The sequence below is a fragment of the Variovorax sp. J2P1-31 genome (genome assembly GCF_030317215.1).
Classification (GTDB): Bacteria; Pseudomonadota; Gammaproteobacteria; order Burkholderiales; family Burkholderiaceae_C; genus Variovorax.
In genome coordinates, this window is record NZ_JASZYA010000003.1 from 171318 (window position 1) to 190829 (window position 19512).

The 19512-nt window shown below is 62.2% G+C and carries 19 protein-coding genes and 2 pseudogenes; 19 read left to right on the forward strand and 2 right to left on the reverse strand.

The genetic code is table 11. From position 1 onward, the window contains the following. Window positions 1–3: 3 nt before the first annotated feature. Together efeO and efeU are read right to left on the reverse strand one after the other, a co-directional pair. A complete protein-coding gene (gene efeO / locus QTI20_RS20735; protein WP_286554631.1) occupies window positions 4–1203 on the reverse strand; it encodes an iron uptake system protein EfeO in 1200 nt (399 codons plus the stop codon). A 7-nt stretch (window positions 1204–1210) separates the two neighbouring features. After that, complete coding sequence (efeU, locus tag QTI20_RS20740) at window positions 1211–2050, reverse strand: iron uptake transporter permease EfeU (RefSeq protein WP_286554630.1); 840 nt, start codon at window positions 2048–2050, stop codon at window positions 1211–1213. A gap of 609 nt (window positions 2051–2659) precedes the next feature. Here efeU and QTI20_RS20745 point away from each other — a divergent pair. The 19 genes and pseudogenes from QTI20_RS20745 (at window position 2660) to QTI20_RS20815 (ending at window position 19486) form a co-directional block, all read left to right on the forward strand. Beyond that, window positions 2660–3208, forward strand: a complete 549-nt coding sequence (locus QTI20_RS20745; RefSeq protein WP_286554629.1) for a hypothetical protein — start codon at window positions 2660–2662, stop codon at window positions 3206–3208. Further along, window positions 3208–3600, forward strand: a pseudogene (locus QTI20_RS30725) (VirB8/TrbF family protein); the annotation flags it as partial. The gene QTI20_RS20745 and the pseudogene QTI20_RS30725, both read left to right, overlap by 1 nt. Beyond that, window positions 3509–4168 carry a VirB8/TrbF family protein gene (locus QTI20_RS30730; protein ID WP_353507299.1) on the forward strand — a complete coding sequence of 220 codons (660 nt, stop codon included), beginning with the start codon at window positions 3509–3511 and terminating at the stop codon, window positions 4166–4168. The pseudogene QTI20_RS30725 and the gene QTI20_RS30730, both read left to right, overlap by 92 nt. Window positions 4169–4266: 98 nt before the next feature. Next, window positions 4267–4938: pseudogene (locus QTI20_RS30735) on the forward strand (TrbG/VirB9 family P-type conjugative transfer protein); the annotation flags it as partial. Further along, window positions 4935–6188, forward strand: coding sequence for a TrbI/VirB10 family protein (locus QTI20_RS20755; RefSeq protein ID WP_286554627.1), 1254 nt, complete (start codon window positions 4935–4937; stop codon window positions 6186–6188). The pseudogene QTI20_RS30735 and the gene QTI20_RS20755, both read left to right, overlap by 4 nt. A gap of 15 nt (window positions 6189–6203) precedes the next feature. Next, window positions 6204–7244 carry a P-type DNA transfer ATPase VirB11 gene (virB11, locus tag QTI20_RS20760; RefSeq protein ID WP_286554626.1) on the forward strand — a complete coding sequence of 347 codons (1041 nt, stop codon included), beginning with the start codon at window positions 6204–6206 and terminating at the stop codon, window positions 7242–7244. 36 nt (window positions 7245–7280) lie between these two features. Then, on the forward strand, window positions 7281–8081 hold the full coding sequence (locus tag QTI20_RS20765; RefSeq protein ID WP_286574253.1) for a lytic transglycosylase domain-containing protein: 801 nt from the start codon (window positions 7281–7283) through the stop codon (window positions 8079–8081). A gap of 42 nt (window positions 8082–8123) precedes the next feature. After that, a complete protein-coding gene (locus QTI20_RS20770; RefSeq protein WP_286554624.1) occupies window positions 8124–8567 on the forward strand; it encodes a TrbC/VirB2 family protein in 444 nt (147 codons plus the stop codon). A 7-nt stretch (window positions 8568–8574) separates the two neighbouring features. Further along, the gene (locus tag QTI20_RS20775; RefSeq protein ID WP_286574254.1) at window positions 8575–8868 is read left to right on the forward strand and encodes a VirB3 family type IV secretion system protein; all 294 of its coding nucleotides are present in this window, start codon (window positions 8575–8577) and stop codon (window positions 8866–8868) included. Window positions 8869–9088: 220 nt separating this feature from the next. After that, entirely contained in the window at window positions 9089–9853 is a 765-nt protein-coding gene (locus QTI20_RS20780; RefSeq protein ID WP_286554622.1) for a hypothetical protein, read from the forward strand. Window positions 9854–9992: 139 nt separating this feature from the next. Next, window positions 9993–11060 carry a TrbL/VirB6 family protein gene (locus tag QTI20_RS20785; protein WP_286554621.1) on the forward strand — a complete coding sequence of 356 codons (1068 nt, stop codon included), beginning with the start codon at window positions 9993–9995 and terminating at the stop codon, window positions 11058–11060. Window positions 11061–11155: 95 nt separating this feature from the next. Next, window positions 11156–11575: a DUF4189 domain-containing protein gene (locus QTI20_RS30740; RefSeq protein ID WP_353621771.1), complete on the forward strand. Its 420-nt coding sequence runs from the start codon at window positions 11156–11158 to the stop codon at window positions 11573–11575. A gap of 49 nt (window positions 11576–11624) precedes the next feature. Next, window positions 11625–11819 carry a DUF4189 domain-containing protein gene (locus QTI20_RS30745; RefSeq protein WP_353621772.1) on the forward strand — a complete coding sequence of 65 codons (195 nt, stop codon included), beginning with the start codon at window positions 11625–11627 and terminating at the stop codon, window positions 11817–11819. 187 nt (window positions 11820–12006) lie between these two features. Continuing rightward, window positions 12007–12552, forward strand: a complete 546-nt coding sequence (locus tag QTI20_RS20790) for a hypothetical protein (protein ID WP_286554620.1) — start codon at window positions 12007–12009, stop codon at window positions 12550–12552. Between the two features lie 26 nt (window positions 12553–12578). Continuing rightward, entirely contained in the window at window positions 12579–13628 is a 1050-nt protein-coding gene (locus QTI20_RS20795) for an XVIPCD domain-containing protein (protein ID WP_286554619.1), read from the forward strand. 320 nt (window positions 13629–13948) lie between these two features. Continuing rightward, window positions 13949–14488: a hypothetical protein gene (locus QTI20_RS20800; RefSeq protein ID WP_286554618.1), complete on the forward strand. Its 540-nt coding sequence runs from the start codon at window positions 13949–13951 to the stop codon at window positions 14486–14488. Next, window positions 14485–15912 carry an XVIPCD domain-containing protein gene (locus QTI20_RS20805; RefSeq protein ID WP_286554616.1) on the forward strand — a complete coding sequence of 476 codons (1428 nt, stop codon included), beginning with the start codon at window positions 14485–14487 and terminating at the stop codon, window positions 15910–15912. The genes QTI20_RS20800 and QTI20_RS20805 overlap by 4 nt, the downstream gene beginning before the upstream one ends. Before the next feature lie 425 nt (window positions 15913–16337). After that, entirely contained in the window at window positions 16338–16658 is a 321-nt protein-coding gene (locus QTI20_RS20810) for a hypothetical protein (protein WP_286554615.1), read from the forward strand. Window positions 16659–17002: 344 nt separating this feature from the next. Then, window positions 17003–19486, forward strand: coding sequence for a VirB4 family type IV secretion/conjugal transfer ATPase (locus tag QTI20_RS20815; protein ID WP_286554614.1), 2484 nt, complete (start codon window positions 17003–17005; stop codon window positions 19484–19486). The last annotated feature ends 26 nt before the right edge of the window (window positions 19487–19512 follow it).

Consider the following 19512-nt stretch of genomic DNA (forward strand, 5'->3'; position numbering starts at 1 on the left):
CGTTTATTCCAGTCCCAGCGCGGCATTGACCTGGCCGAAACCATCGGCCAGCGCGCGCACGGGTTCGGCCAGTGCCTTGCGCTGGGCCTCGTCGAGCGGCGCGGGCTTGAAGCCCTCGCCGTCGCGGTAGGGCGCGAGCGCGGCGCCGAAGGCCTCGAAGCGCTGGTCCAGGGTCTTCTGCAGCGCGGGCGCCGCCTTGGTCAGCAGCGGCGACAGCAGATCGGCGATCTTGTGGGTGCCGTCGAAGCTGCCTTGCAGGTTCACCAGTTCGCCGTGCCCGTAGTGGTCTTCGCCGCCGGCCGGCAGGTTGTCGGCCACGCGCCGCAGCAGCTTGGCGGCCGAGGCGGCCAGGCGCTCGGGCGGGATGGCCAGCGCGCGCAGCCGGGTCTTGAGCGTCTCGACGTCGGTCTGCAGCTGCGCGGCCACCGGCAGCGCGGCCTGGGTGTCGCTCTTGGCGAACAGCAGGTATTCGATCCGGTGGAAGCCGGTGAAGCCCGGATCGGCCTCGCGCTGCTCGAAGTAGTCGGCACGCGCGTTGAGGCGGGTGTCGAGATCGGAGAACAGCTCGGCCATCGGCTCGATGCGTTTGTAGGCCTGGTGCGCGGGCGCATAGAGCGCACGGGCCTGGGCCAGGTCGCCGGCCTTGAGGGCGTCGACCAGCGCCTGCGTGGCGTCTTCCAGCGTGCCGTTCTCGAGCGCCAGGAACACGCGGTACTCGGCCAGCGCGCCCACGTAGTTGACCAGCGAGGGCCGCGCGGCTTCCGCGTCGGACTCGGCCGAGGGCGTGACGTGCAGCTTGCCGCGCGGGTTGCTCAGCAGGCCGCAGGTGATGTCGTAGGTGCCGGGGTGCAGCTTGACCGCCATGGTCTGCGAGAAGCCGGGCGCGATGTTCTCGCGCTCCTCGACCACCATCACGCCATCGAGGATCTCCCATTCGAGCGCGCGCTGCGACTGGTTGACGATGGTGAAGGTGGTGCGGCCCGCGGGCACCGTGATGTCGTTGGGCTCGCAGGCGTTGCCCTGGATGGTCACCGTGACCGCATGGTCCGAGGCCTTGGGCGGCGCCTGGCGTGCCACGCCCGAGGCGTACCAGAAGGCCGCGAGGCCCGCGACCACCAGCAGCGCCGAGGCGCCGACGGCGACACGCATCAGCGTGGAAGAAGAAGAGGAGGAGGAAGGATCTTTGGGAGAGGCAGAGGACATCGTGATCTCAACGGGCAGCAGCGACCGGGCCCGGCACCGGCGCGGCCGGTCGGAAGAAAAAGAAGAGCGAGACGGCCAGGAAGGCCAGGTAGGCGATCACCTCGCCCACCACCGGCGCGGCCTGGTAGCCCAGCAGGCCCGAGAGCACGGCACCGACCGGGCTGTCCATCGGCAGCGCTTCGCTCATGTCGAAGACCACCGTCTGCAGGTGGTTCCAGACGCCGCCTTCGTGCAGCTTGCGCAGCACGCCGGCCAGTAGCCCGGCCGCGACCAGCAGGATGAAGACGCCGGTGTAGCGGAAGAAGCGCCGCAGATCGAGCCGCACGCCGCCGGCGTAGAGCCCGTAGCCCAGCACCACCGACACCGCGATGCCGGCCAGCGCGCCCACGGGGGCTTCCCAACCGCTGCTCTGCTGGAAGATCGCGAGCAGGAAGAACACCGACTCCAGCCCTTCGCGCGCCACGGCCAGGAAGACCATGCCGATCAGCGCCCAGGCCTGGCCGCCGCCGTTCTCGTGCACCAGCGCACGGTCGATCGAGGCATGCAGCTGCCCCTTGATCGAGCGCGCCGCCTTGCGCATCCAGAACACCATCGAGGTCAGCATGACCACGGCGATCAGCCCGACCACGCCTTCGAACAGCTCCTGCTGCTTCTGCGGGAATTCGGCGGCCACCAGCTGCAGGCCCGCGCCCACGAACAACGACAGCGCCGCGGCGAGCAAGACGCCCACCCAGACGGCGGGCATCAGCCGGCCACGGCCGCTCTGCTGGAGGTAACTGGCAACGATGCCGACGATGAGCGCGGCTTCGATGCCTTCGCGCAGCATGATGAGAAAGGGGATGAGCATCGGGATCGGGAAAAGGTCGGAACGCCCTGCGCCGCACCGTAACGGTGCAAGCAGCAGGAAACCCCCGAGCTTAGCCGATCAAATAAGAAGTGTTCTCATTTGATCGGAATGACCCCATGCAAAAGGACGCGCGCCGGCGTCCGTCAGCCCGCACTCAGTCGGGCCGTGCTGCGCTCAGGCCGCCGTGACCTGACGCAGCCGATGGAACGTGGCTTGCAGCGAAGTCCGGCCCGAGTTGCACCGCCGACATGTCGGCCGCCCTTTCTTGTCGACCCTGCGCATGCCATTGCACGTGCCATGGCGAGTGGGCCGGCGCGCTGAATTTGGACAGCGACATCTGACGCCTTGTCAGGGATTCCGGCCCAATGATTTGTTATTCAAATGCTAATCGCGTCCGGCAGCGATTTGTCATCGAAATGCCAATTAACCCGGCAGCGCCGCCCCAATAAAACAAAAGCTTCTTTTTATGAGCATGGAGGCGCCCAGACAAAAGCCGCGACTTCATGACGCTTTACGAAAACTCGGAAATGTGGCGCTCTATTGCATTGCCATTGCCACGACTTCAACCCTAGAATAAAGAAAATATTAGAAAACCTCAGGGGGGTTTCGATGTCTGATTCTTTCAGGGCGATTGCCATTGGCGATCGCGTGCCCGTCACTTCGCGTCGTTGTCATGCGATGGGTGATGGGCTTCAGCGTCTCGGCGGCACAGCCGCCCATTCGGCGTACAGCAGACGGCCCCGACGCCTGGCCGCCGCGTTGTCGCTGGCCCTCTTGATCACCCTCGCCGGCTGCGGTGCCCCGGCCCCCAAGGACTACGGCGGCTCCTGGGCCCCGGTGAACCGATTCCAGAGCACGTCGACCGAAATACCGCTGTCTCCCGCCTACACCTTCTACGCGTCGCCCATGGACGCCACGCTTCGCACCATGCTCGCCCGCTGGGCAACGGATAACGGCCTCCAGTTGTCTTATCGAATCGCTTCGGACTTCACGCTCCATCAACCCGTCGCGAAAGTCCGAACGCACGACATCCAATCCGCCGTGAATCAATTGAGCGCGATCTACGTGCCACAGGGCCTCTCCATCACGGCAGACAGTAGGCAGATTCTGGTTCAGGGCGCCAGCGCCGCTGCGCCTGTCGCATCCGGGCCGTACTGATGTTCAAGAAGAACCCATCGACCTCGAAGATCGACGAAGCCGTCGCGCAATCGGTCGACTTCGAGCTCACGGTGGCCGACATGGCGCGCCGCAGCGAACGGCGCGCTTGGTGGATTGCGGGCAGTGCCGTGGTCATGTCGCTGGTGCTGCTGGGCGGTTACTTCTACGTCTTGCCGCTCAAGGAGAAAGTGCCCTACCTGGTCATCGCGGACGCGTACACCGGCACCAGCACCGCCGCGCGCCTGACCGACGACGCCACCCTGCAGCGCGTCACCACCAGCGAAGCGATCAATCGCAGCAATGTCGCCCATTTCGTGCTGGCCCGCGAGGCCTACGACCTTGCGCTCACCAATCTGCGCGACTGGACCACGGTGCTCACCATGTCGGCCCCCCAGGTCGCCGGGGGGTTACACCAACCTGTATTCATCGCAGAACCCGGCCAACCCGTTCAAGCTGTATGGAAAGGACAGGGCCGTCCGGGTCCGCATCCTGAGCATCACCTTGGTCGGCGGCGACACGCCCAAAGGTGCCACGGTGCGTTTCCAGCGCAGCGTCTACGACAAGCAGAGCGGGGCCACCCAGCCGCTGGACAGCAAGATCGTGACCATGGCCTTCACCTACAAGGCCAATCTGAAGATGGACGAGCAGCAGCGGATCGAAAACCCGCTCGGCTTCCAGGTCACCGACTACCGCGTGGACACCGACTACGCATCGTCGCCCCCCGAAGAAGTACCGGCCAACGCCAAGCCTGCCGAAAGCATGCCGGCCATGCCTGGCACGGACGCACCACCGGGCACCGGTGCGCCCGCCGGGATCGCAGGCATGCCCGCGACAGGCCAGTCCGCGCAGCCCATGATGCCGCCCACGCCACCACCACCCAACCTCGGGATACCTGGCGCGACTGCGCCCGGCATGCCGGCCGCGCCGGTTGGCGGCCACCAGGGAGCACGTCGCAGATGACACCACCGTTCACTCACCGCCGATGGGTGCGGGCCACCGCTTGCGCATTCGTCATGTGCGCCGCGCCTCAAGCCTTTGCACAGCCCGTCCAGTCCTACGAATACCAGCCCGAGCGCATCTATACGGTACGCACCGGCCTGGGCATCACCACCCAGATCGAACTGAGCCCGGAGGAAAAGATCCTCGACTACAGCACGGGCTTCAGCAGCGGCTGGGACCTGAGCCGGCGCGACAACATCTTCTATCTGAAGCCGAAGAACGTCGACGTGGACACCAACATGATGATCCGCACCTCGACCAACTCCTACATCTTCGAACTGAAGGTGGTGGCCACCGATTGGCGGACCCTGGAGCAGGCGCGCAACGCAGGCGTCCAGTACCGGATCAAGTTCAGCTATCCCGCCGACACCAGTTTCTCCAGAGAAGCCAGGAAAGCTGCGGAAGCACCTGCGCTCAACACCACGCTGCTCAAGGATCGAAGCTACAACTTCGAATACGACTATGCCACCCGCAGTGCAGCCGCACCGTGGCTGGTTCCCGTCAACGTCTATGACGACGGCCGCTTCACCTATATCAGGATGAGCGACCTCTCGAAGTTTCCGACAGGCAACTTCCCGACGATCTACATGCGCCAGAACGAGCGCGAAGAGGACTCGGTGGTGAACACCACGGTCGAGGGCACCACCCTCATCGTTCACGGGACCTATCCCTACCTCGTCATCCGCCATGGCGACAACGTCGTGGGCCTTCGAAGGAACACCGTCAAGTGAACCCAAAGCCTCCTTCCCCCTTCGGCGATTTCCTGCAGGACGGTGACCGGCAAGACCCCGTAGAGGGCCACGGCCACCCCGCTTCGCAGGCCAACCCCTACGCCACGCAGTTCGAGCGACCGGCAACGCCCCCCGCCCCGGACCTCGATGCGGCCGCACCGGAGCTCAGGTCGAGCGACATGCAGCGCATGAACCGACGCGCCCTCGGGTTCGTGGCGGCGCTGGTGCTTCTGCTCGGCCTCGCCGCCATCTGGATGGTGGGCAACCTCACGCGCTCCGACACGGCGCAGAAGCCCAAGGAAGAGGTGGTCACGATTCCCGCAGCGCCCCAATTGCCGCCGCCACTGCCGCGCGCACCCACGCCACCGCCGGTCGCGCCGATCGCCCTGGCCCCGTCTGCGTTGCCGCCACTGCCACCGGGCCCACAGGCGCCCGCGGGTCCACAGAAGCCGACGCTCCTCGAGCGCCGCATCGCATCCAGCAGCAGCACCGTGGCGGTCAGTGAGGCAGAGGCGACGCAAGCGGCGCAGAGCCCCTCTACGGGCATGGCCCCCGGCATGGGAATGGGCATGCCAGGTGGAACCGATCCGGGCATGGCGCCGAACAATGCCTACCGCGCCAAGCCGCTGTCGCCTGTTTCGAACGCCCAGCCCCTGAGCCATGCCAACGTGCTCATGCTGCGCGGCACCTACATCCGCTGCGTGCTGGAGACCCACATCGTGAGCGACATCCCGGGCTTCACGTCCTGCGTCGTGACCGAACCGGTCTATGCCGTCAATGGACGGCGCCTGCTGCTGCCCAAGGGCTCCAAGGTGCTTGGCAGATACGACACCGAGCCCAACGGCCCGCGCATTGCCGTCGTCTGGGACCGCATCGTCACGCCCACCGGCATCGATGTGAGCATGGCCAGTCCCGGCGTGGACAACCTCGGCGGTGCCGGCCATCCCGGCTACCTCGACGAGCACTGGGGCCAGCGCATCAGCTCGGCCCTGATGGTCAGCCTGTTCGCCGACGCGTTCAAGTACGCCGCCGCGCAGAACGGCCCTGGTACGACCACCGTTTCGAACGGAGGGCTGGCGGTCCAGTCGCCCTATGAGAGCTACACGGCCCAGACCCTGCAGAACCTGGCCGGCCAGGCCGTTCGCCGCGGCGCGAACCGTCCCGACACGGTCACGATCAACCAGGGCACGGTCGTCAATGTCTACGTCGCCAAGGACGTGGATTTCAGCGCCGTGATCGCGGGCTCCTGAGGCAGGTGCTCTCCCATGACCGAAGAACTCGCCGCCGCCGTCTCGAACGAATTTCTGGACTACCAGTACCAGGTGCTGGGCATCCGCGAGCTCATGCTTTCACCCGACGTCACCGAGATCTGCATCAATCGCCCCGGCGAGATCTATCTCGAGAATCGTTCCGGCTGGCAACGGGTCGAGGTGCCGTCCCTCACATCGGCGCGCGCCCTGCAGTTCTGCACCACCGTGGTCAACGAAAGCAACACCGGGCAACGCATCACGGACGTCAATCCGGTCGTCTCACTGACCTTCCCGACGGGCCAGCGCGCCCAGTTCGTCATTCCCCCTGCGGTCGAGGCGGGCCAGGTCTCGATCACCATCCGTCTCCCCGCCAAGCAGACCCGCACTCTGGCTGCGTACCAGCAGGAGGGCTTCTTCGACGAACTGCTCGACGAAGCGCAGGGTCTCAGCACGCAGGACAAGGAACTGCTGGCGCTGCGTGCAGCGCATCGCTATGCGGACTTCTTCAGGCAAGCGGTCCTCCACAAGAAGAACATCGTGGTCTCGGGCGCGACCGGCAGCGGCAAGACCACCTTCATGAAGTCGCTCGTCCATCACATCCCACCCGACGAGCGCCTGGTCACCATCGAGGACGCACGCGAGCTCTTCATCGACCAGCCCAACGCCGTGCATCTGCTGTACTCCAAAGGAGGCCAGAGCACCGCAAACATCACGGCCAAAAGCTGCATGGAAGCGTGCCTGCGCATGAAGCCCGATCGGATCATCCTGGCGGAATTGCGCGGCGACGAGTCGTTCTATTTCATCCGCAACTGCGCCTCGGGCCACCCGGGCTCCATCACAAGTTGCCACGCGGGCAGCATCGAACAGACCTGGGACCAGTTGGCGCTCATGGTCAAGGCGTCGAGCGAAGGGGCGGGACTCGAATTCGCCACCATCAAGCGACTGCTGATGATGACCATCGACATCGTCGTGCACATCAAGTCCCATGCGGGCCGACGGTACATCACGGGCATCGACTACCACCCGGCCCGCCACGCGCCGGCCGGGGCCTCCTAAGGCCTGGCCGTGCACCTACCGACAAAGAGCCACACCGTGTTCCCAGGAATCGACGCCTTGGCCTGCCCCAACCTCGCCGTCCCGGCACAGGTCATGCGGCATGTCGTGCGCATCGAATCCAACGCCAACCCGTTCGCTATCGGTGTCGTCGGCGCACGGCTCGTGCGGCAGCCCAGGACGCTGGAGGAAGCGGTCGCCACCGCGCAGATGCTCGAATCCGGCGGCTACAACTATTCACTGGGCGCAGCGCAGGTCAACCGCGTCAACCTCCGGAAGTACGGACTCGACAACCACAGGAAAGCCTTCGACTTCTGCACCAACCTGGCGGCCGGCGCCAGCATCCTGGCCCATTGCTACGCCAGTGCCGACGGCGACTGGGGCAAGGCCTTCAGCTGCTACTACTCCGGCAATTTCGTGACCGGCTTTCGCAGCGGCTATGTGCAGAAGGTCTTCGACTCGATCAGCCGCGACCAGACCGTGGCGGAGGGCCGACTGGCCACCGGCCCGGTTCCGCCGCGCGCCGCAGCCTCGGTCTCAACGACGCCAACAGCACCCGCACCCAAGCCTCCCGAAGTCGAACAACCCACCGCCGCAGCCCCGCGGATCTCGATGCGTGCGGTCCCGCTGGGCGCCTCCGCGCCGCCGCCGCCAGCGGCGGTGGCACCGGGCCTGAGCTCTGCCCCGACTTCGCCGCCGTCAACGCCGCCCAGCGCGATCGCCAGGCCCGACGTTTTCGTACCGCAGGTAAGGCGGCCCGCCGCGGTCAACACACCAGCCCCACCCGCGCCGGCCAGTTCCCCTGGCAAACCTGGAGGCGACGACGCTTTCGTTTTCTGACCACCCATCCGCTTCATTGATTCAACAGAGAGGAAATCCACCATGCAACGTCAAGCCACCCCCTGCGCATCCATCGCCAACCGTGCCTCCGCGCACCAGCGCGCATTCCGCACCGCCGCCATGGCAGCCCTGATCATCGCCCCCTGCCTAGCCATGGCACAGGCCGGCGGCGCCGGCGACCTCACCAGTGCCACCTGCGGTGTGTTGGGCAAGGTCAAGACCTTGCTCAATGCCGTGTCGATCATCGTGGTCACCATCGCCGTCATCTTTTCGGGCTACCAGATCGCCTTTGCGCACAAGCGCATTGGCGACGTGGCGCCCGTGTTCATCGGCGGCCTGCTGATCGGTGCGGCCGGCCAGATCGCCAACATGCTCATCGCCACCAACACCAGCGATGCCGGCTCGGGCTGCACCAGCGCCAGCTTGGCGGTCGATCCCCTGACCCGCCTCGCCGATGTCGTTCAGGCATTGGGCCACTATGCATAAGAACGCGATGTTCCGCGGCTGCACCCGCCCACCCATGTTCATGGGCGTGCCCTATGTGCCCTTCTTCATGGGGGCGGGCGGCTGCATGTTGCTGGCCATGTACTTCGACTTGCTGTTCTTGGCGCTGATCCCCGTAGTGATCTTCATCATGCGAATGATGGCCAAGCGCGACGAGTTGATCTTCCGGCTGCTCGGCCTGCGCCTGCAGTTCCGTACCCGCGTGCGCAACCTCCAGCAGCATGAAGGCATGTGGGTGTTCACGCCCAACGTGTATCGCGGGCAGTCCAAGGACAGGGTTTGACAGTTCGGAACGCCTCCATGTCCACGCTGCCATTCCCTGCCGTCCACGCACGCGCCGTTCGCCGTGCGCGCCGTTCGCCGTGCGCGCACCAAGGGATGGCGGCCTCGGCTGCTTTGCGGCCCCCTCTCTGCGCGTGCCGCTTTCTGCCTCTCTGCAGCACCGCCCCATACAGGATGGGACCACGGCTGATCGCCTGGCATGAGCTCACTCGGAAAGCTTCATGAAACCGTTTAAGACCATTCCACGTTGCCTGGCGGCCGTTCGACTCGCTCTTGCCGTCGCCGCGTGCGCTTCGACCAATGCCTTCGCACAAGCAGGCGTCATCGTGAACGACCCGCAGTCCATGGGCAAACAAGTCGCCGAGTTTGCAAAGCAAGCCAAACGGTGGAGCGATACATTGGCGCAATATCAAAAGGAGATCGCGCACTACCAGCAGATGATCGCCACGGCAGTAAGCCTCAACTTCCAGAGTCAGCTGCCCACCGCTCAACTCCAGAAGATCACTGACACCTCCCTGCTCATACAGCAAGCCTGCCCGGGCTCCGGGAACCTCGTCGCCACGGTCATCGGCCGCATCACCCCCTTGAACCTGAACGGGCCCATCAAGGAGAACCAGGATCGCATCTGCCAGAACATCGTGCAGCTCCGGGCGACCAGCTACAACGAAACCGTGGACATGCTCGATCGACTGAACCAGTACAACGAGCTCTTCAAGAAGGTCGACGACTTGCGCAACTCACTCATGGGCAGCGCCAGTTCGCAGGGCGACATGCAAGCCAACACCAACGAAGCCGTGCGCAACGCCAACAAGCTGCAGAACGAGGTGAGCAACTGGCAGGCCCGCATGAACGTGTACGAGACAGCCATCAGGACCCTGGAAAGCCAGCAATCGATTCTTGCCCGCGTCGCTTTGAAGGGTGCGTCGACCTGGACGGGCAGAGCAATCCAGGCTGCCAGTTTTGCCGCTGCGTTCTCCTCGCACTGAACCCTTGACACCAAGGAGCTACGCCATGAGATCCGTACTGTCAACCAAGGTCCTCCGTCTATCGGAAGGCCCCGAATCAGCTTCGTCTTCCCCGGTTCGCTAGTCCACCGGATCGCACGCACCAACGCCACGAACCATCATGGAAGCCAACCCTGATTTCCTTTTTTTCACACTGATCTACCAATGGGTCAGCGAGGAGATTTCCTCATTCGGCAGCGACCTGATGGCCCGCTCCATGGTCTGGGTCAGCACCATCGCCTTGACTCTCATGACCCTGTGGATCCTCATCCAGGGCTATCGCATGGTCAGCGGACAATCTCGCGAATCGATGATGAGCCTCGTCCTCCAGATGAGTCGCAACGCCGTCATCGTGGCGGCCGCCACCACCATGGCGGTGGGCTCAGTGAATCTGCAGAAGCTCTTCACACAGGATCTGGCCCGCGGCATCAATCAGCTCGTTACAGGCAAGAACGAGTCGCCGGTCAAAGCGATCGACCAGAACCTGGCCTGGACGCAGGTGGCGATGGGCGCCATCGAGGGCGTGAAGACGCCCTCCAACGACATCGCCAACACGGCCGAGCAAGGCAAGGCGTCGCTCATGGCCATGCTGGGCGTGGCTGGCCCACCCATGACGGCCGGCGCGATGCCGCTGATGTACCAGATGGCCATGATGCTGTTCATTGGCCTGGGTCCCATCTTCATCCTGTGCCTGCTGTTCGGCAAGACAGCGCCGCTCTTTCAGAACTGGCTGAAGTACGGCATTGCCACCCTGTTCGCCATGGCCGTTTTGGACTTCACCACCTCCATCGTGATGAAGCTCATGCTGCGCGTGGCAGCAGCCATGTGGTCAACCAACATCATTGGCGCGCTCACGGGTGAGACCGTCGAGGGCCTGTCCAACACCGCGATGCAGCAAGGCGGCATTGGGCTGATCCTGACGTTGCTGATCATCTCTGCACCGCCCATGGCTGCGCAGTTCTTTGGCGGGACGTTGGGGCAGTTCCAGCCCTTCTCTCAATTGGGTGGAGCGGCGGGCCCGGGCCAGCAGGGGCCAGCAGGGCAGACACCAGGGACTTATGCACAGCAGGCGCGTCAAACAGAACAACCAACGCCCCCACCCATTCATCAAACTGGCGGTGGACTCGGTGGTCGTACCTCGCGCGCGCCGATTTCGTCTCCGGTCGATGAAGTGATACAGAGGAGATAACCATGCCGAAAAATCGATTGCGGATCATGGTCGTGCTCGGAATGTGGGCGCTATTGGTAGCGGGGGCATATGCTGAAGGAGGTTGTCCATCTGGCATGTATCCAAACAATCCTGGCAGCACGAGCGGAGTAAACGGCTGCAACCCGATCCCGGGATATGGACGCCGGCAGGATCAACCGCCATCACCCGAGGAATGGGAACGTCGATGGGGAGCAATATCGACCTCTGTTCCCGATGGAGTTCTCGGGTCTTCCACTGACCGAACGACCAAAAAAGAAGCATCTCAATTGTCAGTTCGAGATTGCCAGTCGAAAGGAGGCATGAACTGCAAGGTTGAAATTGCGTACGACAACCAGTGCGCTGCGGTAATCGTCGGAGATGGGGCCTACAACGCGCCAATCGCCGCGACAAAAGAGAAATCCATCGAAATTGGGATGAGAACATGCCGTGACAGCGGACTATCAAATTGTCACGTGTACTACTCTTCCTGCAGCTTTCCAGTGCGAGTTAGATGATTTTCATCCAACTCTCGGCTCTCAAGTGAACACCCTATCCAAGGGCGGAGTGAACTGCCGAATTGACGTCGCGTACGACAACCAGTGCGCCGTTCTTTTCGTTGGAGCGAATGGCTACAACACACCCAGTGCCGCCACCACAAAAAAGGCAACGGAGCTTGGCATGAAAACTTGCCACAACACAGGGAGTCCAGACTGCCGAGTTCTTTACTCTGCATGCAGCTGGCCTGTGCGCATCCGATAAGCATCATGCATTCGTCATCGACCACCGACCGGATTGCTTCAATGCGCGGCACCAGCGTCTTGCATCACGAACTGACGATGAGGAAGCTCAACCAGATCAGTCGTTCCATGGACAAGTCCAACCTCGATTCTCTGCGCCTCTCTGCAGTTTCAGAGCCAGCTCATATTTCAACCAGTTGCGTGCCATCATGAAGTTCACATCCTCATTGCTCGTCCTGACACTGGTCGGTGTTTGCGCTCATGTCTCCGCACAAGAGCCCGCCCCAGTCAGCTTGTGCGCAGCCAACGAAGAACCAATTTTCTCCTGCACATTGCAAGGCCCCAGCCGAAAAGTGGTGTCGTTGTGCGCGTCCACCCCTTCGAGTCCGCAAGGGAAGAGACGCTTCCACTACCTGTATGGACGGCCTTCGAAGATTGAGCTCCGGTATCCGTCCAACGACGACGGCGATGAGGCGTTCACGTTCACGCATCTGCACTTTTCCGGCGCCACGGCCGGATATGCCTACGCCTTCACGAACATGGGCTTCAAGTACATCATGTACTGGATCTCCGGTACGGGTTTTGAGCGTTCAGGCTTACTGGTGCAGCGTGAAGGCCAACTGCGTGCCGATCGCGATATGCATTGCAAGCCGTCAGCACCGACGGCGACCAAGAGCCACGAACTTTGGGATGCCACCTCCAAATGGAAGGTTGATCCGGACATCGACGCGCACAACCTTCCAAGCACCCACTGAAATTCGGTCACTCAGGGAGTATCACGATGTCCAATCGGCCTCAGCACACACCGCACCCAAACCTCGCTCACCACCCCGCTACACGCGCCAAGGAGAACGGCGACTTTCTGCTGCAGGCCGCGCAAACGGCGGGTATCACAGACAAATCGGAGTTGGCCAACTTCATGGGCCAGATGGAGGTGGAGTCGCAAGGCTTCACCAAAATGCAAGAGAGTCTGAAGTACTCGAGCGACCGCCTTCTCACCGTTCTTACAGACAGGCATGGGCACGTTCGCAACGACCTGAATCCAGAGGAAGTGCACGCCGCGGCCAAAGGCGGCCAGAAGACGACTGCCGCGGCGCTCTATGGAGGGGATTGGGGGAAAGCAATGGGCAACAGGCCGGACACTGATGACAGCTACACTTTCCGCGGTCGTGGCTTTGTTCAGTTGACCGGTCGCTACAACTATGAGCGCTATGGCAAGGTGCTTGGCCTCGATCTGGTGAACCACCCCGACTTGGCCGCCGAACCTGCCAACGCGGCCAAGATGGCCGTGCAGTATTGGAAGGAGACGGTAGCAAAACGAGGTCATCAGTCCGACGTGACTCGTGCGACAGAGGACATCAACGGCGGACACAACGGCCTCAAGGAACGCAAGACCGCTGCCGCCCAGTGGGAAAATAGACTTGCTCATGGCTACAAGCCGGGCGCCCCCGAGCCGGCCCAGCCTCTGCACGACAGCCTGTTGTTCAAACAAGCCCAGGTCGCCCTCCGGAGGATCGATGCTCAGTTCGACCGCAAGCCCGATCAACTGACAGACAACGCCGCCGCAGCGGTCGCAGTGGCGGCGCAAAGGGCTGGTCTGACACGCATTGATCATCTTGAGTTAGGTGGTCCAGGCAACGAAAAGATCTTCGCTATGCAAGGCAAACCGGGCACGGGGCACTCGAAGGTGATTGATGTGCCAACTGTGGACGCCGTGAAGACACCGATGGCGCAAAGCTCACTGGCATTCATGGCGGCGCAGCAAGTTCCACCGCCGCAGCAGGTGACTCAACCTGCCCCGCAGCAGGCGACGCCACCCCTTCCTCACTGAACGACACGCTCGTTTCCAAACCGAGAAGGTGCCATGAATAACGCATCGCCAGTCACCTATTCAACAACGCATGCCGCTGTACTCAGCGAACGACTCAGGTCGCACGAAGACGACATGGCCCTCCCGAAGGATTCAACAAGGGCGTTCGTTCCAGAACTCTCTTGGTTGTTCAAGGCACTTCGTTGGATCGCCAGCATCGCTGTGCAGTCGGCGACGCGGTTCGCTTTGCGTGGGTCCTCTTTGTGGGGGCTGGCATGAAACGTCGTACGACCACACTCTATATCCTCTCAACGCTCACTCTCCCCGCTTTCGGACAGTCCATGAAAAAACCCGACATCAAGCTCAATCCGCATCCCAGGATGCGTTACGAGATCACGTTGACTATCGCGGATGCACCTGGTCCCTTTGATGCCGTGGAAGGGTCTGCGGGTTACCAAGTCTCGAACGATCGCTGTGTGCCGCTGGCTCCTATCAGTGGCGCGCGACCGACTCCTCGGAAGAACGTTCCGATTGCGCTCACTCGTGTGAACGAAGCGATCTACAAAGGGTCGCTTTATGTCGACCTTTTGGTCGACGAAGACTACTTCGGGCTGGGTCTTTGCCGCTGGTCCATGCCTTTCGCCGACTTTGACCTGCAAATTGGAAACTTGGCGTTTGCACACTCCATTGCGCTTGAGGAAATTTTGGCCGGGAATTCAGTCACTCGATACTTCAACAAAATTTCTTATGTCAGCGAGGACGCCAGGTCGCCGAAAAATGATCACTCACGTGTGAGCAGCGGCAACGCGAGCCGTGCCGAGTTCAAGGATCCGGGAAACACATTTTCAATGACGCTCTCCGCTAAGGAGAAGCGCTCATGACGATCAACTCCATGGACTACGCGCTGCTGGCACAGGATTCGTACAAAGATCGTGAACCCAAGAAGGAATTCGTTCTTGGCGGTGTGAACTACAGGACACTGGATCACGCAGATAGCCCTATCACAGGCTTTCAGGCCACAGCGTATCAGCGGGTCGATACCGGAGAAGTCGTCATCGCATTTCGCGGAACCGAGTTCGATCGCGAACCAGCGCACGACGGCATCGTCGATACCGCCATGGCATTGGCTGGCGTCAACGCGCAGGCAGCCGATGCCAAAGCTTTCACGGCCAGGGTACTGACGCAGGTTAACGCCGATTCACACGAAGTCGGCAAAACCCTTCGTGTCGCCGTAACGGGTCACTCCCTGGGCGGGACCCTGGCCGAACTTCAAGCGCATAACTTCGGACTCAAAGGCGAAACCTTCAACGCCTACGGCGCCGCGGGGCTGCTGCATGGCGTTCCTGAAGGCGGCCACCAAGTCGTCAATCACGTTCGCGCGGGCGATGTGGTGAGCGCAGCCAGTGCACATTTTGGCGAGGTGCGAATCTACGCGGCCCAGCAGGACATCGACACGCTGAGCAAAGCCGGGTATCGCGACGATGGTGGCGCGTGGAGTACGCGCAATCCCGTCAAGGCAACGGATTTCAGTGCACATTCAATCGACAACTTTGTGCCTCACGGCGAAACGCTGGGTCACTCGATCATCGCCCCGGAGAACGAAGCGCGTTACCGTGCCCACCATGGCATGGTCGATCGCTACCGCAACGACATACACAATGCCCGTGCCGTCGCATCCGTTCCGCTGCAAACCGGGATGCAGGCCGGCCAAACCTTCGGCTACGGCGTGAAAGCAGTCGGTCATGCCGCTGGGCAGGCCTACGACGCGGCATGCGACAAGGTGGAGACAGGCGCCCGGCGTGCCGGCGAGGCACTGGAGCGGGCCGGCGAAGCACTGCGTGAAGGCTCCTTTCGGATCATCGACAAGGCCACTCACCCAGGTGCCTGGTTCCGCTCCAGCATGACAGGGCCGACGCCGATCCTGAACCGGCCGGAGCACCCCGGCCATGGGCTCTACCAACAGTCCCTGGCCGGAATGGAGAAGATCAACGCCGAGCGCGATATCCCTTCCGACGAGCGCACCTGCAACGCCGCCGGCACCTTGGCTGCAGCGGCTTGTCGATCAGGTCTCAAGCAGATCGACCATGTGGCACTGAGCGACAACGGCCACAAGCTCATTGCGGTACAGGGCACACCGGGCTCGGTGCATTCCAAGGTAGTCGATGTGCCGACCGTACAGGCCTTGAGCACTCCGTTGGAGGACAGTTCCATGGGCTACCTCCAGGCAATGCATAGGGCCGCGTCGCAACAAACGGCGCAGCAAGCTCGAGACCAACCACAGTTGCAGCCAACCCCATCGGTCTGACACGCGCGACTCGCACTCACAGTCCAGCACCCGCAGGGATTCATGCAGATGCAAATGCGTATCCTCTCCGCGACCATCGCAGCCGTCACCACGTTCATGGCAGTGGGCTCGGCGGACTTGTGGAGGCTCCTCGGACAAGACCGGCCCTGGGGCATCCATCAGCTGGCGACACGACAAGGCCACATCGTCATGATCTTGCTGCTGTTGATCATCTCCATAACTCCCACGGCTGCTCAGTTCTTGGAGGGACGTTGTGCCGGCATCTGCCACGCTCACAGTTGGCAGGACGGCGCGAGCACAGACTGTCCTGTCGACCGCAGCCAGCGGGTCCAAGACAGATCTTTTCGACACGATCTTTCGCCTCCGCATCCGCCGTAAGCAACACAACGACGTTCATTCCAATCAGTACCAGGGAGGTATTCATCATGAAAGTACGCACTTTTTCCGCCACGCTCGCGCTCGCCTCGGCTTTGGGGCTTGGTATAGGCATGCCATCCCCTGCGGAGGCTGCAGAGCCTTGCGAGGTCTTTCTGTGCATGGCCGGCGTGTCGGGCTACGGGAGCCCAGGCCCAGGCTGCACAACAGCGATCGCAGCCTTCCACGCCATCCAGATATGGAGCCCAAAGTTCAATGCGCCGGCGACTGCGTTGGCACGCAGGACGTATCTGATGGGCTGCCCAGGCGCAACCAGCCCGAATCAGGCCATCCTGGAAGCCATCATCGTGCAATGGGGCTACACGCCTTGAGCGACGGGGCATCTCCCATCGTCCGATCGATCTTCAAGATCATGAACTCATCGAGTTCCACCCTTTCGCAGTGCGATCGTTCTCTTGAGAAAAATCCGTCCTGCACTGCCTGCGCAGGTTGCTCGTTTCCGCATCTGCGTCAGGTCTTTTGGATGCCTCGACGCGATCAACCTGAGTGCACCGATTGAGAGCCGTAGATGAGGAGGTGGTCTTTTCCCGCGCTCTTGAGATGCAAGAAAAAAAATGTTCCCCGTACGCAACCCGCCACGGATCAATGGCACAGGCGGGCACTCTCCTCCGAGACTTTGCAGGCAAGCCGTCAAACATCTACGAAGACCTACGCCATGTCCAAGCCGCCTTTTTCCCCCGACACGCCCATCAGCGAGTTCATCCCGTTCTCCACGCACGTTTCACCCACCGTGCTAAAGACCACGGGAGGAGACTTTCTCCTGACCTGGCGGCTAGAGGGTTTGCCCTTCGTCGGGCGCGAAGAATGGGACATCGAGCACCGGCACAACGTCTTCAACCGCATGCTGCAGACGCTGCGCGCGCCAGACTTCACCAACGTGGCGTTCTGGGTGCACGACGTCCGCCGCCGCCGCCGCGTGAGCGATGCCAGCCGGTTTCAAGACGTCTTCAATCAATCGCTGTCCGACGCGTACTTCAAGGCACTCTCGGCACAGAAACTCATGCAGAACGAGTTGTACCTGACGATGATCTATCGCCCAGTAGTGACGGGCAAACGCTTCGTCGAGAAGTCCACCGACATCTCACGTCTTGCGTCCGAGCAGCAGCAGGCCATCGACAAGGTGCTGGAACTCGCCAGTAACATGGAGGCCGTGCTCAAGGACTACGCGCCAGCTCGCCTGCGCATGTACGAGGCGCCCAACGGCATCGTTTTCTCCGAAGTCCTCGAGTTCTTTGGCTACCTGCTCAACCGTGTCGATGAACCGGCACCGGTGCTGAAGGCGCCTGCTTGTCGTTACCTGCCCATCAGCCGACAGCGCTTTTCGGCCAAGACCGGCGACTACGTGCTCACCGCACCCGACGGCACCAACCACTTCGGCGCCGTGCTCAACATCAAGGAGTATCCCGATGGCACATACCCGGGCATTCTGAACGGGCTCAAGTACCTCGACTTCGAGTACGTCATGACCCACTCCTTCAGTCCCATGGGACGGCACGAAGCGCTCAAGGCCTTGGAACGCACCAAGGGCATGATGATTTCTTCCGGCGACAAGGCCGTGAGCCAGATCATCGAGCTCGATCAGGCCATGGATCACCTCACGTCCGGCAACTTCGTGCTCGGCGAGTACCACTTCACCATCGCCCTCTACGCGCCCGACCAGGCCACGCTCGCACAGCACATCGCTACGACACGCGCCGAACTGTCGAACGCCGGCTTCGTCTCGGTCAAGGAAGACCTCGCCGTCACCGCCGCGTTCTATGCGCAGTTCCCCGGCAACTGGAAGTACCGCACGCGGCTCGCGAACGTCAGTTCACTGAACTTTCTGGGACTGTCGCCGCTGCACAACTTCGCGAGCGGCAAACGCGACAACAACCCGTGGGGTGCTTGCGTCACCACGCTGCAGACCGTCAACGGGCAGCCCTACTACTTCAACTTCCACGCCACCCTGCCGGGCGAAAACTCGTTCGGCGAAAAGGCCATCGCCAACACCATGGTGATCGGCAAGTCCGGCACCGGCAAGACCGCGCTCATCAACTTTCTGCTCAGCCAGATCCAGAAGCTCGATCCTGCCCCGACCATCTTCTTCTTCGACAAGGACCGCGGCGCCGAGATCTTCGTACGCGCCTGTGGAGGCAACTACCTCTCACTCGAGAACGGTCAGCCCACGGGCTTCAACCCCTTCCATTGCGAGCGCACCGAAGCCAACCTTCATTTTCTGAGCGACCTCGTCAAGGTGCTTGCCGGCAAGGCGGTCTATACCTCCCGCGAGGAGGAAGAGATCTACCGCGCTGTCGAAGCCATGCTCGACACGCCCGAGCACCTGCGCAACATGACGAACTTCCAGAAGAGCCTGCCCAACATGGGCGACGATGGCCTCTTCATCCGCCTGCGCAAATGGACTAACGGCAACTCGCTGGGCTGGGTGTTCGACAACCCCAAAGACACGATCGACCTGCACAAGGCCAACATCATCGGCTTCGACTACACCGACGTTCTCGACAACCCGGAAGTGCGCGTCCCAGTGGTCAACTACCTGCTGCACCGCCTCGATGCCCTGATCGATGGTCGTCGACTCATCTACGTGATGGACGAGTTCTGGAAGATCCTGGATGGCGGCGGCGCCCTCAAGGACTTCGCCAAGAACAAGCAGAAGACCATTCGCAAACAGAACGGCATGGGCATCTTCGCCACGCAAAGCCCCGAAGACGCGCTGGGCAGTGACATCTCCGCCGCGCTCATCGAGCAGACAGCGACCATGATCCTGCTGCCCAATCCCAACGCCAGCCGCAAGGATTACATCGAAGGCCTCAAGCTCACCGAGTCCGAGTACCAGGTGGTGATCAGCCTGGACGAGCGCTCCCGCCGCTTCCTCGTCAAACAGGGCCACAGCTCCTCCGTATGCCAGCTCGACCTGCGCGGCATGGACGACGCGCTGGCAGTCATCTCCGCCTCTACCGACAACATCGAGATCCTGCACGACGTGCTGGACCAGAGCGCGCGGACCCGCGGCATCCCGGTCGACGAGCTACGGCCAGAGCACTGGCTTCAGGATTTCTATGACAACCGCAAGGGCAGCGGCAAGCGCGCGCACGCACCCGACGCAGGGCAACGGCCGAAGCGGCCGCGCCTGATCGCCTGACCGACCTCAGACCCCATCAACTATCG

Excerpts from the sequence above, each read along its gene's own strand:
- QTI20_RS20800 (WP_286554618.1), top strand. The coding sequence starts at position 13,949 with ATGAAAAAACCCGACATCAAGCTCAATCCGCATCCCAGGATGCGTTAC.
- QTI20_RS20775 (WP_286574254.1), top strand. The coding sequence starts at position 8,575 with ATGTTCCGCGGCTGCACCCGCCCACCCATGTTCATGGGCGTGCCCTAT.
- QTI20_RS20745 (WP_286554629.1), top strand. The coding sequence starts at position 2,660 with ATGTCTGATTCTTTCAGGGCGATTGCCATTGGCGATCGCGTGCCCGTC.
- QTI20_RS20810 (WP_286554615.1), top strand. The coding sequence starts at position 16,338 with ATGAAAGTACGCACTTTTTCCGCCACGCTCGCGCTCGCCTCGGCTTTG.
- QTI20_RS30740 (WP_353621771.1), top strand. The coding sequence starts at position 11,156 with ATGTATCCAAACAATCCTGGCAGCACGAGCGGAGTAAACGGCTGCAAC.
- efeU (WP_286554630.1), bottom strand. The coding sequence starts at position 2,050 with ATGCTCATCCCCTTTCTCATCATGCTGCGCGAAGGCATCGAAGCCGCG.
- QTI20_RS20790 (WP_286554620.1), top strand. The coding sequence starts at position 12,007 with ATGAAGTTCACATCCTCATTGCTCGTCCTGACACTGGTCGGTGTTTGC.
- QTI20_RS20795 (WP_286554619.1), top strand. The coding sequence starts at position 12,579 with ATGTCCAATCGGCCTCAGCACACACCGCACCCAAACCTCGCTCACCAC.
- QTI20_RS20780 (WP_286554622.1), top strand. The coding sequence starts at position 9,089 with ATGAAACCGTTTAAGACCATTCCACGTTGCCTGGCGGCCGTTCGACTC.
- QTI20_RS20770 (WP_286554624.1), top strand. The coding sequence starts at position 8,124 with ATGCAACGTCAAGCCACCCCCTGCGCATCCATCGCCAACCGTGCCTCC.
- QTI20_RS20815 (WP_286554614.1), top strand. The coding sequence starts at position 17,003 with ATGTCCAAGCCGCCTTTTTCCCCCGACACGCCCATCAGCGAGTTCATC.
- QTI20_RS30730 (WP_353507299.1), top strand. The coding sequence starts at position 3,509 with ATGTCGCCCATTTCGTGCTGGCCCGCGAGGCCTACGACCTTGCGCTCA.
- QTI20_RS20785 (WP_286554621.1), top strand. The coding sequence starts at position 9,993 with ATGGAAGCCAACCCTGATTTCCTTTTTTTCACACTGATCTACCAATGG.
- virB11 (WP_286554626.1), top strand. The coding sequence starts at position 6,204 with ATGACCGAAGAACTCGCCGCCGCCGTCTCGAACGAATTTCTGGACTAC.
- efeO (WP_286554631.1), bottom strand. The coding sequence starts at position 1,203 with ATGTCCTCTGCCTCTCCCAAAGATCCTTCCTCCTCCTCTTCTTCTTCC.
- QTI20_RS20805 (WP_286554616.1), top strand. The coding sequence starts at position 14,485 with ATGACGATCAACTCCATGGACTACGCGCTGCTGGCACAGGATTCGTAC.